Annotated in this window: 11 protein-coding genes; all 11 read right to left on the bottom strand. The window is 43.5% G+C overall.

The genetic code is table 11. From position 1 onward, the window contains the following. Position 1: 1 nt before the first annotated feature. Genes N475_RS14080 through rsmH form a run of 11 tightly spaced genes read right to left on the bottom strand, consistent with a single transcriptional unit; the run spans position 2 to position 12,897 of the window. A complete protein-coding gene (locus N475_RS14080; RefSeq protein WP_063355522.1) occupies positions 2 to 910 on the bottom strand; it encodes a D-alanine--D-alanine ligase in 909 nt (302 codons plus the stop codon). After that, a complete protein-coding gene (murC, locus tag N475_RS14075; RefSeq protein ID WP_063365457.1) occupies positions 907 to 2,316 on the bottom strand; it encodes a UDP-N-acetylmuramate--L-alanine ligase in 1,410 nt (469 codons plus the stop codon). Before murC ends, N475_RS14080 begins: the two co-directional genes overlap by 4 nt. Positions 2,317 to 2,329: 13 nt before the next feature. Beyond that, complete coding sequence (murG, locus tag N475_RS14070) at positions 2,330 to 3,418, bottom strand: undecaprenyldiphospho-muramoylpentapeptide beta-N-acetylglucosaminyltransferase (RefSeq protein WP_063355523.1); 1,089 nt, start codon at positions 3,416 to 3,418, stop codon at positions 2,330 to 2,332. Further along, positions 3,415 to 4,590, bottom strand: coding sequence for a cell division protein FtsW (gene ftsW / locus N475_RS14065; RefSeq protein ID WP_063355524.1), 1,176 nt, complete (start codon positions 4,588 to 4,590; stop codon positions 3,415 to 3,417). The genes murG and ftsW overlap by 4 nt, the downstream gene beginning before the upstream one ends. Next, a complete protein-coding gene (gene murD / locus N475_RS14060; protein WP_063365453.1) occupies positions 4,590 to 5,909 on the bottom strand; it encodes a UDP-N-acetylmuramoyl-L-alanine--D-glutamate ligase in 1,320 nt (439 codons plus the stop codon). The genes ftsW and murD overlap by 1 nt, the downstream gene beginning before the upstream one ends. Further along, a complete protein-coding gene (gene mraY / locus N475_RS14055; RefSeq protein ID WP_063365452.1) occupies positions 5,910 to 6,992 on the bottom strand; it encodes a phospho-N-acetylmuramoyl-pentapeptide-transferase in 1,083 nt (360 codons plus the stop codon). It abuts the gene before it with no gap. After that, positions 6,992 to 8,374, bottom strand: a complete 1,383-nt coding sequence (locus tag N475_RS14050; protein WP_063355527.1) for a UDP-N-acetylmuramoyl-tripeptide--D-alanyl-D-alanine ligase — start codon at positions 8,372 to 8,374, stop codon at positions 6,992 to 6,994. The genes mraY and N475_RS14050 overlap by 1 nt, the downstream gene beginning before the upstream one ends. Next, positions 8,371 to 9,834 (bottom strand): UDP-N-acetylmuramoyl-L-alanyl-D-glutamate--2,6-diaminopimelate ligase, encoded by a 1,464-nt coding sequence (murE, locus tag N475_RS14045; protein ID WP_063355636.1) that lies wholly within the window; start codon positions 9,832 to 9,834, stop codon positions 8,371 to 8,373. Before murE ends, N475_RS14050 begins: the two co-directional genes overlap by 4 nt. Then, positions 9,827 to 11,641 carry a peptidoglycan D,D-transpeptidase FtsI family protein gene (locus N475_RS14040; RefSeq protein ID WP_063355528.1) on the bottom strand — a complete coding sequence of 605 codons (1,815 nt, stop codon included), beginning with the start codon at positions 11,639 to 11,641 and terminating at the stop codon, positions 9,827 to 9,829. The genes murE and N475_RS14040 overlap by 8 nt, the downstream gene beginning before the upstream one ends. After that, positions 11,638 to 11,961: a cell division protein FtsL gene (gene ftsL / locus N475_RS14035; RefSeq protein ID WP_063355529.1), complete on the bottom strand. Its 324-nt coding sequence runs from the start codon at positions 11,959 to 11,961 to the stop codon at positions 11,638 to 11,640. The genes N475_RS14040 and ftsL overlap by 4 nt, the downstream gene beginning before the upstream one ends. Further along, entirely contained in the window at positions 11,962 to 12,897 is a 936-nt protein-coding gene (gene rsmH / locus N475_RS14030) for a 16S rRNA (cytosine(1402)-N(4))-methyltransferase RsmH (RefSeq protein ID WP_063355530.1), read from the bottom strand. Positions 12,898 to 12,913: the final 16 nt, after the last annotated feature.

Raw genomic sequence — 12,913 nt, 5'->3', positions numbered from 1 at the left:
CTTAAACCGTTTGCTCCAAAATACGAATAACTAACTGGTCAAATGTCATGCCTTCAACTTGTGCAGCCTTTGGTACCAGTGACGTCTCTGTCATACCTGGGACTGTATTTACCTCTAACAGATAGAACTGACCATTTGCATCTTGCATCGCATCCACTCTGCCCCAGCCTGTCGCACCAACCAACTCAAAAGCATGACTTGCCATAACCTGTAACTGCTCTGTAAAAGCAAGGCTTATATCTGCTGGGCAAATATACTCGGTTGTACTTTCTTTATACTTAGCCTCATAGTCGTAAAAACCACGAGGAGTACGCATCTCAATAACTGGTAATGCTTTTCCATCGAGCACTGCGACCGTAAATTCACGACCTTCAATCCACTGCTCCACCAAAACTTGGCTATCAAATTTAAAAGCATTATTGAGCGCTTCGGTTAGCGCTATGTCATCATCTGCTCTGGCCATCCCGACACTGGAGCCCTCATGGCTTGGCTTCACCATAACAGAACCCAGTTCCTTAATAATGGCTTGCGCATCAAAACCACTTTGCTTGTCTACTACCGCATATTTAGCAGTGCTTAACTTAGCCGACTGAAATAAGTGCTTGCAACGAATTTTATCCATTGCTAATGCACTGCCTAATACGCCACTGCCTGTATACGGTATCCCCATAAACTCTAGTGCGCCCTGAACAGTGCCATCTTCTCCCCCCCTGCCATGCAAAGCGATAAATACTCGCTCAACTTTCAGAGACTTTAATTCCCATATGTTGCGCTGAGCAGGATCAAAAGCAATAGCATCCACACCTTCTCGTTTTAAAGCATCAAGCACCGCAGTCCCCGATGCTAAAGACACTTCTCGCTCAGCTGAGCTACCACCCAGTAAAACAGCTACTTTACCAAATTTGCTCATAAACTTTCTGACCTTAGTTTTTCTAGAGATAGCTCTGTTGCAGCCAATTTTTTAACTATTTGACCAATGTTGCCCGCGCCCTGTGTAATCACTAAATCGTTGTCTTTGACCACATCAGCAAGGACGCTAAACAACTCGCTATGCTCGGCAATATGAATAGGCTCAACACCTCTCTGCCTTAAACTACGACATAAAGCTTTACTATCTGCTCCGACGATAGGGCTTTCACCCGCACTGTAAACATCCAGCAAAATCAATTGATCGACTTCAGCTAAAACCTTTACAAACTCTTCGTATAAATCTCGAGTACGAGTGTATCTATGTGGTTGGTAAAGCATCACTAAACGCTTGTCAGGCCAACCAGCACGTGCAGCTTGTATCGTCACTGCCACTTCCGAAGGATGATGACCATAGTCATCAACCAACATCACACACCGCTCATCATGAGTGAAAGTGCCATAATGTTGGAAGCGACGCCCAATACCTGCAAACTCTTGTAAAGCATTTTGAATCGCAATGGTTTCTATATCATGATCTTTAGCAATTGCTATCGCTGCCGTGGCATTCAGCGCATTGTGCTTACCCGGCATATTCAGCTGGATATCAATACTCGAGCCCGACTTATGCACTACAGTAAAACGACAACTGCCCACATCTTGGATATAGTTGGTCATACGGTAGTCGGCATCTTCACTTTCACCATAGGTAATCGTAGGCCTTGCGAAACGGGGTAAAAGTTCACGCACAACAGGGGAGTCTATGCAAACCACAGCTAAGCCATAAAATGGTAAGTTGTGAATGAATTCAATGTAGGTATCTTTAAGCTTTTCGAAGTCACCACCATAAGTATCCATATGGTCAGCTTCAATATTTGTAATTACAGAAGCCATCGGCTGCAAGTGCAAGAAAGATGCATCACTCTCATCAGCTTCCGCAATTAATACGTCACTTGTACCCACCTTTGCATTACTGCCCGCACTATTAAGCAAGCCACCAATAATAAATGTTGGGTCGAGCTTTGCCTCAGCGAAAATACTCGCAACTAAGCTTGTGGTGGTCGTTTTTCCGTGGGTACCTGCAACTGCAATACCATGCCTAAAACGCATCAACTCCGCTAACATCTCAGCTCTTCTCACAACTGGCGTACGCGCTTGCTTGGCTGCAACAATTTCTGGGTTTGTCAGATCAATCGCACTGGATACAACCACCACATCAGCATCTTTAACATTGTTTGCATCATGGCCAATAAATATCTCAGCACCAACTTTCAATAACCTTTGCGTCATCGCGTTTTGAGCAATGTCAGAACCTGTGATTCGGTAGCCCTCATAGGCCAAAACTTCAGCAATACCGCCCATACCGGCACCACCAATCCCAATAAAGTGAATGGTGTTAATTCGTCTCATAGCTCGGCGATACTTATTTTCTTTCACAATTTTCTCTTTGACTCGTAAGTTCTTTAATTATTTCAACTACAGTGCTCGTCGCTGACAATTGAGCACATAATTTTGCTTTTTGCGACTTTGCTTCAATAAGTGTTGGGTCACATAAATAGGGCTCTAACAACGTCACCATATTTTGTTTATTTAATTTCGATTGGGGCATGATTAGCGCAGCCCCCTCATCGACCAAAACAGTTGCGTTTAACGTTTGATGATCATCAACCGCGTGAGGCAAAGGCACAAATACGGCCATTTTTCCCGCAGCCGCAACTTCACTCACTGTAAGTGCTCCAGCACGACAAATTATAATATCAGCCCATTCATAGGCTTGGTCCATATTTTCGATAAATTCATCAACTTTATATGCGAACTGACAATCACGGTAAGCTGTCGCGACAGATTGCGCATTTCCTTTCCCACTTTGGTGCCAAATAGATAATTCTCTATGGCCAAGCTCTCGCAACGTATCAAAAATACTCGGCAAATTCTCATTGAGTACTTTTGCCCCCAAAGAACCGCCGACAACAAGACAATTCACACTTTGCTCGATAGGCTTGGGCCTAATTTGAGTCACAGAGTTACGAATAGGATTCCCCACCACATCACACTTGGTTTCCGGAAATGCCCCTTTAAACGCACACAAAACACGGTTAGCTAGCTTTGCCAACAATTTATTGCTCATGCCAGCTACTGCATTTTGTTCATGAATTACGAGTGGCACTCCTGACAATTTGGCTGCAACACCAACTGGCCCAGTTACATACCCACCCATCGTTAAAACAACGTCAGGTTTATGCTTGGATAAAATTTTTTTGGCTGCAAATACAGCTTTCAAAATCATCATCGGAGCTTGAAACAATCTTTTTAGCCCGTTGCCTCTGAGGCCTTTTACCGTAATAAAATCAATGTCAAAGCCATGTTTGGGTACTACCTGCGCTTCCATTCTATCGGCAGTGCCAACCCAAGAAACTTCCCAACCAGCATCTTTTAATTGCTGGGCTACAGCGATCCCTGGGAAAATATGACCGCCCGTACCACCAGCCGCAACCAGTATTTTCTTTGTCATCGTTTACTGCCTCTTGATGTTGCTTGCCTGGTCGACATTTTTGTTTCGAAATCTATTCTTTGCAGCAACCCGGCTGCTATCGTCATAACCAGTAAACTGGAACCACCATAAGATACAAAGGGTAAAGTAAGCCCTTTAGTTGGTAACATACCTGCACTGGCGCCCACATTCACCAAAGTTTGAAACGCAAACCAAATACCAATACCAAGCGCTAGATAACCTTCATACTCTTTGTTGGATTTCAAGGCCTGCTGGCCTATTACCAATGCCCTAAACACTAAAGTACCTAGCATTAACAGCACACATATTACACCTATTAAGCCAAGCTCTTCTGCAATCACAGAAAAAATAAAGTCATTGTGTGCTTCGGGTAGGTATTGCAATTTTTGTACACTATTACCCAGCCCTTGACCAAACCAACCACCTTGGCCATAGGCCATCAGTGACTGGACTAATTGATAACTTTTACCAAATGGATCTTTCCAAGGTTCTAGAAAACCCACGACCCTCGCCATACGATATGGTTCGAAAATAATTAGCATGATGACTAAAAACACACCGGTCAGCATCAATGCAAAAAACTGCCAAAGTTTCGCGCCAGCAAGAAATAACAACCCAACCGTTGTGACAAAAATCACCACAACAGTACCCAAGTCGGGCTGCATCAATATTAGAAAAGCGTACACAGCAAAGACCACAATGGGTTTTGCAAATCCTTTAATATTCTCTTGCACTTCCTCACGCTTACGAACTAAATAGCCTGCGATATAGCTGATAAAAAATAGTTTTGCCACCTCCGCAGCCTGTATACCAACCGGGCCTACGGGGATCCAGCGTTTAGCACCGTTAACTTCTCGGCCAATCACCAGTACAACAACCAGCATAACCATACCAAAAAGTAACAAATAAGGATTAAAACGCTTCCACCACATCATTGAGACTGAGGTACTTAACCAAAACAAAAACATTGCCATAAACAAAAACATGCCATGCCTGACAATAATATGATAAGGGTTATCATAGAGGCGCTCAGCAACAGGCATTGAAGCACTTGTTACCATCACAAAACCGACTCCAATTATGCACAGCATTGCGTACAGCAAAGGCAAATCGAATAGAGAGTCGGAACTTTTAGATTGGAATACACCTTTTAAATTAAGCGTAGCTATCATTAGAGTTCCCCTACCAATTTAGAAAACTCTTCACCCCTAACCATGTAATTAGGGTACATATCAATACTCGCACACGCAGGTGCCAGTAACACAATATCACCCGCTTTGGCTTGCTTACTTGCCTCAGATACAGCTTCCTGTAACGTCGCTACCTTCATGCTGTTGTCATGCAAAGGAGTGAATAAATCAGCATCTTTCCCGAAGCATAAAACTGCCCGACAATGCATCCTAAGTGGTGCATTTAGTGGTGCAGTATCTGCGCCTTTTGCATCCCCACCTAATATTAAAATAATTTTCTCACACTCATCAGATAAGCTTTCCAAGGCCGTAACCGTTGCGCCTACATTGGTTGCCTTTGAATCATTGAAGTATCTTATGCCACTAATTTCAGCAACCAGTTGGCAGCGGTGAGCCAGCCCATTAAACTGACCAAACCCCTTTTCAAATGCTTGTTTGTCAATATCAAAAGGACGCAGTATCGCCATTACTGACAGGGCGTTAAACTGGTTGTGTTTACCTGGAATAGATAAGCAATTTGCAGGTAAAAAAGCTTCTCCTAGTACACTGAAGAACTCCTGACCTGAGGAGGTTTCAATACAGTAATCAGCGTTGCTTAAACCTACACTCACAACATTCTTGTGTTTCTGATAAGTTTGCTCGTCATCACGGTTGTAGACCAGTAAATCGGTCTGTTGGTGAATACGTCTTTTAGCCGCGCAATAAGCATCAAAGTCAGGATACCTGTCCATATGATCTTCAGTAATATTAAGGATCATTGCGCTGATGCACTGTAAACTTTGGGTTGTTTCCAACTGGAAACTAGACAGCTCCAGAATGATAAGATCAAGCTCTTGATCCAACAAATCAAGCACCGAGGTGCCAATATTTCCACCTAAACCAACTTTAAGGCCAGCTGCTTTACACACCTCGGTAGCCAAACTCACTACGGTAGATTTGCCATTAGAGCCAGTTACGGCAACAACAGGCTTGTCATTCAGGCGAGCAAATAGTTCTACATCACCAATGACCTCTGTACCGTCAGCAATCGCTTGAGCCACATATCTATCGTACAGCGGGATCCCTGGGCTGATGACAATTAGGTCAGTTCTGGTTAAAGCAGCTTCAGCAAGCGGTCCAAATACTGCTTCGCATTCAGGCACATTATGGGCGAGCCAATCAGCACCAGGTGGCACTGCACGCGTATCGACCACCTTTGGTGTAATACCATGCTGTACCATAAAACGCACAATCCCAAGCCCGGTTACACCCAGGCCTAGGATCGTAATATGTTGCTGCTTGAGCTTATCTAAATAGTTCATTTATCTAATCTTAAGAGTCGCCAAACCGGCAAGTACTAAAATAAAAGATATAATCCAAAATCGTACAATTACACGCGGCTCAGGCCACCCTTTTAACTCATAGTGATGATGAATAGGTGCCATTCTGAATATTCGTTGGCCACGTAATTTATAAGAGCCAACTTGTAGAATAACTGACAGCGCTTCCATAACGAATACACCTCCCATAATCACCAGCACAAGCTCTTGTCTAACAAGAATTGCAATAATACCGAGTGCACCACCTAATGCTAACGAGCCCACATCCCCCATAAAAACTTGTGCAGGATATGTATTGAACCACAAGAACCCTAGACCAGCACCAACGATAGCTGTACATACCACAACCAGTTCACTGGCCAATGGTATATGAGGAATGTGGAGGTAATTTGAGAAATTCACATTACCCGTTAAGTACGCAATAATCGCAAGAGCGGCAGCAACCAAAATTGTAGGTACTATCGCCAAGCCATCTAGGCCGTCAGTTAAATTCACTGCATTTGAAGTGCCCACGATGACAAAATAACTCATCACTAAGTAGAACAATCCAAGCTGAGGTAAAACATCTTTGAAAAACGGTACCACCAGCGAAGTTTCAGCCTCTGAATTCGCGGTGTAATACAAAAAGGCCGCCACTGAGATAGCAATTACTGACTGCCAAAAGTACTTCCATCTAGCAATCAATCCCTTACTATCTTTCCTGATCACCTTTCGGTAATCATCAACAAATCCAACAACACCAAGCGAGCCAATAACAAATAAGGTTACCCACACATATTTATTGCTTAAGTCTCCCCACATTAAAGAGCTGGTAAAAATTGCAGCTAAAATTAGTAGTCCACCCATGGTAGGCGTACCAGATTTTGATAAGTGGGATTCTGGTCCATCATCTCTTACGGTTTGCCCTATTTGCATACGCTGTAGCGCACGGATTAACTTAGGTCCAAAATACAGAGAGATCAGTAATGCTGTTAAAATCCCCAAAATAGCTCGTACAGTCAAGTACGAGAAGATATTGAAACCACTGTAGTATTGCGTTAAATACTCGGCTAACCAAACTAACATTATAGGTCCCCATCTACAGAATTTTTGTGGGCAGCTATTAGATCTGAAACCAATAGCTCCATTCGTGCACTTCGGGATCCTTTCACTAATACTGTACACTTTTGTGATTCATTACGAATAAACTCAAAGAGCGCTTCGAGCATGTGTTCACGTGTCGAAAAATGACGATTAGGTTTCTCAAAAACCTCACTGGCATAGCGGCTTAACACACCCAAAGAAAACAGCGCATCAATACCTAAGTGGCGCGCATATTCACCGACTTCTTGGTGGTAAGCTCTAGCATCTTCGCCAAGCTCCGCCATATCGCCAAGTGCCAGGATCCTCCTACCAGGCATCTCTTTGAGTAGCTCAATTGCAGCTTTCACTGAACGTACATTGGCATTGTAAGTATCATCAACAACTCGTAAGTCTTGCGACACATCAATGACATTCACCCGCCCTTTAACAGCGTCCATATCCTGCAATGCTGTGGCAATGTCTTCGAGCGAAGCGCCAAGAGGCATTGTCACAGAAGCAGCAATCACCGCATTCATTACATTATGCTTACCTGGCAGGGCTAGCTTTACAGAAATAGAGGCAGTTTTGGTGCACAACTTAAATGCAGCTCTTCCAGCATCGTCCAAGCTTATCTCTTCTGCCCAAACATCATGTTGCTGCTGCATTGAAAAACGCTTAATTGACTGAGTAGAAAGGTTATCCTCCCACATATCAGCAAAATCGCTGTCGTGATTGATGATCGCAACACCATCTGGTTTTAGACCACCAAATATTTCTCCTTTGGCCTGACCAATACCTTCAATTGAGCCAAACCCTTCCAAATGAGAGGGAGCCACATTACACACCACAGCCACATCGGGTTTCGTCAAGCCACTGGTATACGCTATTTCACCTATGTGGTTTGCACCTAGTTCAATAACCGCATATTCATCGTCTTCAGACAATCGTAGTAACGTCAATGGCACACCTATGTCGTTATTAAAATTGCCTTTAGTTGCCAGCACTTTGCCACGCCTTGAAAGGATAGCCGCAGACATTTCCTTCACGGTGGTTTTGCCAACACTTCCCGTAATCGCAACAGTTTTTGGCGCAACTTGTTGCATCACGCTCTGGCCTAACTTGCCAAGCGCAATACGGGTATCAGTGACGATAAACTGTGTAATATCGACGTCTACAGGACGAGACACAATGGCAGCAATTGCGCCTTTTTCTTTTGCCTCAGCCACAAACTTATGGCCATCAAAATTAGCACCTTGTAACGCTAAAAAAACTTCATCATTGGTTATTGTTCTTGTATCTGTATTTATATTGGATACAGACAAGTTTTGCCCACTAAAAGGGGCCTCAAGTACTTCTGCAAGCCAAGAAAAATCCATCTTGATCATGCACTTTCCCCCTCTAAAATTGCTTTAACTAAGCTTCTATCACAAAAGCTTAATTTCTGATTTCCGATAATTTGATAGTCTTCATGTCCTTTGCCAGCAATCAGTACGACACTATTTGCATCCGCATCTTCAATGGCGGCTTTAATGGCTAAAGCTCTATCAGGTTGCACAACAGCATACTCAGGATTACTGAGCCCAGCCTTAATATCATTAATAATTGTTAATGGTTCTTCACTTCGAGGGTTATCACTTGTAATAACAATCTTATCGGAAAATGCTTCTGCGGCTTTGCCCATGAGAGGACGTTTGCCTTTATCACGATCTCCCCCGCAGCCAAATACACAAATAACTCTGCCGGGGACATGCATTTGTAATGCTTGCAGTGCAAGCTCTAAAGCTTCTGGCGTATGAGCATAATCAACAATACAAGTAGGTTTATCTGAGTACATAAACGCTTGCATTCGGCCGTCAACAGGCGCTAACTGCGTGGCTGCGTCTCGCAAGTGTTCTAAGCTATATCCTTGTACTAATAAGCTAGCGAAAGCGGCAGACAGGTTGTAAAGGTTAAAAAGGCCAAACAACGGAGTTGAAACTGATACGTCTCCCCAAGAGGTTTTCAATTCGAAAGAAATACCATTTTTGTGAAATTCAACTTGATCGAAAAACACAAACTGTTCGCATTGGATATTATGAGGCAACTTACCAAACAAGACACATTCAGCTAACTCGAATTCATTTAACCATTGCTGTGCGTAGTCATCGTCGATGTTTAGTATTTTGTGTTTTGCTGAGCTCTCTGTAAACAAACGCTTCTTTGCACCCGCATAACTCTGCATATCACCGTGATAGTCAAGATGGTCTCGACTCAAATTGGTAAACACCGCAACATCAAAGTTCACCAACTCGGTACGACCTTGAACAATACCGTGAGAAGATACTTCCATTGCTACCTGTCGATACTGCCCTTGTAATTCAGAAAAAATACGTTGTAAGTCAACAGCTGAAGGCGTGGTATTGTTCAACGGTGTCAAAGCAGTCGGATTGCCATAACCCAACGTACCAATCACGGCACTAGCATTGCCACATAATGTTGCCAGATTAGCGATCATCGCCGTTGTGGTCGACTTCCCATTTGTACCTGTGACTCCAACTACAGCCATTCGTTGGCTCGGTTGCTCATAAAATTCAGCCGCAATCTCGGCTAATTTACTTTTCAACAATGGTACTTTAATTACTTCTACAGCAAAACTACCGATGTCAGCCTCACTGTCTGCAAGAATGCACACCGCACCATTCTCAATAGCGGATGCTATAAATTTATTTCCATCAAGCTGATGTCCACTGATCGCGATAAAACAATCGCCTTCACATACTTCGCGGCTATCTAAGCGCAGTGCTTGCACTTGGGGAGTAGCGACTTTAATGCCAAACTTTGCAAGTACGTCGGCCAGATCACGCATCATTCTTAGACTCCGATATATAGGCAACCCGCTCTTTGTCCGGAGCAACATTTAACATTCTCAGCGCATTTGAAACTATTTCTGCAAATACCGGCCCAGCGGTATCACCACCATAATATACGTCCCCGCCTGGTTCATTCACCATGACGACAACTGCAAGTCGAGGATCGCTAGCGGGTGCAACCCCTGCAAAATAACCCACATACTCATCACCATAGCCACCAGCTATTGCTTTTTTCGATGTTCCCGTCTTACCAGCAGCTCGATAACCATCTACTTTTATATTTGAGGACGTGCCACCTTTTTCAAATATTGACTCCATCATGGATACTACAGCTTTCACATCTTGCTCTTTGAACAATCTTTCACCTGGCTGAGGCGCCTCTTGTTTTAATATTGTCAAAGGTCTAGAAATTCCACCTGCTCCCAAAGTGGCATAAAGGCGCGCAACCTGTGCAGTGCTCACAGAAACCGCATATCCATATGATAATGTCGCAATCTCAAAATCGGACCAGCGTCTATTTGGGTAAAACAATCCTGAACTCTCACCAATCATGAGAGTGCCGGTGTCTTCACCAAAACCAACCTTTTGATACACGCCAACAAAGTAATCTTTTGGTAGCAATTGACTGATTTTGGCTACACCCATATTACTCGAAACCTTCAAAATATCTCTGAGCTTCATTTCGCCATGATTTCGCGTATCTTTGACAAGGCTTCCTCCAAGTCTCATCCATCCTGGAAAAGTATTGATTGTATCTTCTGGCTTGATAACACCATGGTCGAGACCAGCGAGTATCGCTAGTGGCTTTAACGTCGACCCAGGTTCAAATAAATCGGTAATCGCGCGATTTCTGCGTTTATATGGCGCAGCATTGCTCATGTCATTGGGGTTGAAACTTGGACTATTTACCATTGCCAATATTTCACCTGTATGCACGTCCACAACCATTGCTGAGCCGGATGTTGCTTGATAGGTCAATACTGCCGACTTCAGCGCTCGATAAGCGATTGTTTGAATTCTCAAATCGATACTAAGGTGAATATCTTCTGGGGCTACGCGTTCTTCTTCAGATAAAACTTGAACTTCGCGGCCCTGCGCATCTTTACGAATTGTTCTAAGCCCTTCGGTTCCTGTCAGTGCCTTATCAAAGCGCTTTTCAATCCCCTCAATACCGATCCCATCGATATTGGTGACTCCTAATATATGGGCTGCAATTTCACCACTTGGATAAAACCTTTTCGATTCATCCAAAAGGTGAATACCGGGTAGACGCATTTGTTTAATATATTTTGCTACTGCAGGAGTAACCTGACGTTTTAAATAGACAAATCGCCTTTTTGCGTTTCCACGTAGCTTTTTATTGACCTGCTCAGAAGGTAGCTGAAGCACATCAGAAAGCTCCCGCCAACGAGCTTGTTCTTTATAAAGTGCCTGCTTTCGTTCAGCAAGCAACACTTCATTGTCAGCCAATGCAACGTGATCCTCACCGCTTTTTCTTGCCAGTCGCAACACTCGAGACTTAAGCGCTTTGTCTAATGCCAATGGATCAGCATAAACACTTACTACTGGTACGCTAACTGCTAACTCTTTGCCATTTCTATCAAAAATCATCCCTCGCTGAACATGCAGCTTTTCCATTCGAACCGTACGTTTGGCATTTTCTGCTCGTGCTTTGTCCGGCTCAATAACTTGCAAATAAGCAGCTCTGGCTATTAAAGCCACAAATACCGACACCAACAAAACGCACACTAAAATAAAGCGCCAAGCTATGAGGTTTTGTGAGGGCTTGCTTTTTGTCTTCATGGTAACTCTATCACCTGCTCTTCTTTGCTCGTAGGTCGCTGCATCTTCAGCTGCGCTTTAGCAATTTCTTCTATTCTCGCATGCTGAGAGTAAAACTCCTCTTCAACGAGCAAGTAACGCCATTCAAGATCTAATTCATCTCTTTGTTGCAGTAACTTATCTTGCAGTATCAGCTGTTGACGAGTTGAATGCGTTACCTGCACGACCACCAATGCTGATATAAACACACTTACAAGCAACAAAAACGTCAGCTTGTTCGCCAAGATTACTTGGCAAATTTCTAAAAATAGCTGAGGTTGACGTTGCGTTGATTTAGCCATTTAAAGCTTCTCAGCTATGCGTAAAACCGAACTACGTGATCGAGGATTGGCATCAATCTCTGCTTTGCTTGGCTTGATTGCTTTGCCTATCGCTCTCAGTGTCAGGTTTTTATTTAACTGTTCGTCGGTAAGTGGAAGACCACGAGGTACTGCTTCGCCTTTGCTTTGCTTTTTAATAAATTGCTTTACAATGCGGTCTTCTAGAGAGTGGAATGAAATTACCACTAATCGACCGCCTGGTTTCAGTACTTTAATTGCTGCAGATAAAGCTGTTTGAATTTCTTCTAACTCGCTGTTGATATAAATTCGAATAGCTTGAAACGTTCTAGTAGCAGGATGTTTATGTTTATCCTTTACAGGCACTGCTTCGTCAATAAGATCTGCAAGCTGTTTGGTCGTAGTGATCTCAGTCTCTACACGCGTTTCAATGATTTTATGGGCAATTCGTCTAGCAAACTTTTCTTCACCATACTTTTTAATAACATGAACCATGTCTTCTAATTCAGCCTCAGCTAACCACTGCGCTGCGCTGCGACCTGCTTGAGGGTTCATACGCATATCCAAAGGGCCATCTTTCATAAAGCTGAATCCGCGATCGGCATCATCAAGCTGGGGTGAAGAAACTCCAATATCCAGTAAGATACCGTCAACTTGACCAGTCAATCCAGCTGCTTCTGCTACAGTCGCAATATTGGAGAATCGATTGTGAGCGATTGAAAATCTGTCGTCTTGCGCAAATTTTTGTGCAGCTTGGATAGCCTGCGGATCTTGATCAATAGCCTGCAAACGACCTTGATCACCCAAGCGCTTCAGAATTTGTCCTGAGTGACCACCTCGACCAAAAGTGCCATCGATATAAATGCCATCCGGCTTTATCTCTAGTGCATCGAGTGTTTCATCCATTAACACTGAGATATGTTCTAATTCTGAACTCATAATTGTGAGCTACACC

Source organism: Pseudoalteromonas luteoviolacea DSM 6061, assembly GCF_001625655.1.
Taxonomy (GTDB): Bacteria; Pseudomonadota; Gammaproteobacteria; order Enterobacterales; family Alteromonadaceae; genus Pseudoalteromonas; species Pseudoalteromonas luteoviolacea.
Note: the sequence above shows the minus strand (reverse complement) of the source record. Positions and strands in the feature narration are given on the sequence as shown.

What these genes read in the sequence shown, in the direction of transcription:
- murG (WP_063355523.1), bottom strand. Translation starts at nt 3,418, where the DNA reads ATGACAAAGAAAATACTGGTTGCGGCTGGTGGTACGGGCGGTCATATT.
- ftsW (WP_063355524.1), bottom strand. Translation starts at nt 4,590, where the DNA reads ATGATAGCTACGCTTAATTTAAAAGGTGTATTCCAATCTAAAAGTTCC.
- ftsL (WP_063355529.1), bottom strand. Translation starts at nt 11,961, where the DNA reads ATGGCTAAATCAACGCAACGTCAACCTCAGCTATTTTTAGAAATTTGC.
- rsmH (WP_063355530.1), bottom strand. Translation starts at nt 12,897, where the DNA reads ATGAGTTCAGAATTAGAACATATCTCAGTGTTAATGGATGAAACACTC.
- N475_RS14050 (WP_063355527.1), bottom strand. Translation starts at nt 8,374, where the DNA reads ATGATCAAGATGGATTTTTCTTGGCTTGCAGAAGTACTTGAGGCCCCT.
- N475_RS14040 (WP_063355528.1), bottom strand. Translation starts at nt 11,641, where the DNA reads ATGAAGACAAAAAGCAAGCCCTCACAAAACCTCATAGCTTGGCGCTTT.
- murE (WP_063355636.1), bottom strand. Translation starts at nt 9,834, where the DNA reads ATGCGTGATCTGGCCGACGTACTTGCAAAGTTTGGCATTAAAGTCGCT.
- murD (WP_063365453.1), bottom strand. Translation starts at nt 5,909, where the DNA reads ATGAACTATTTAGATAAGCTCAAGCAGCAACATATTACGATCCTAGGC.
- N475_RS14080 (WP_063355522.1), bottom strand. Translation starts at nt 910, where the DNA reads ATGAGCAAATTTGGTAAAGTAGCTGTTTTACTGGGTGGTAGCTCAGCT.
- murC (WP_063365457.1), bottom strand. Translation starts at nt 2,316, where the DNA reads ATGAGACGAATTAACACCATTCACTTTATTGGGATTGGTGGTGCCGGT.
- mraY (WP_063365452.1), bottom strand. Translation starts at nt 6,992, where the DNA reads ATGTTAGTTTGGTTAGCCGAGTATTTAACGCAATACTACAGTGGTTTC.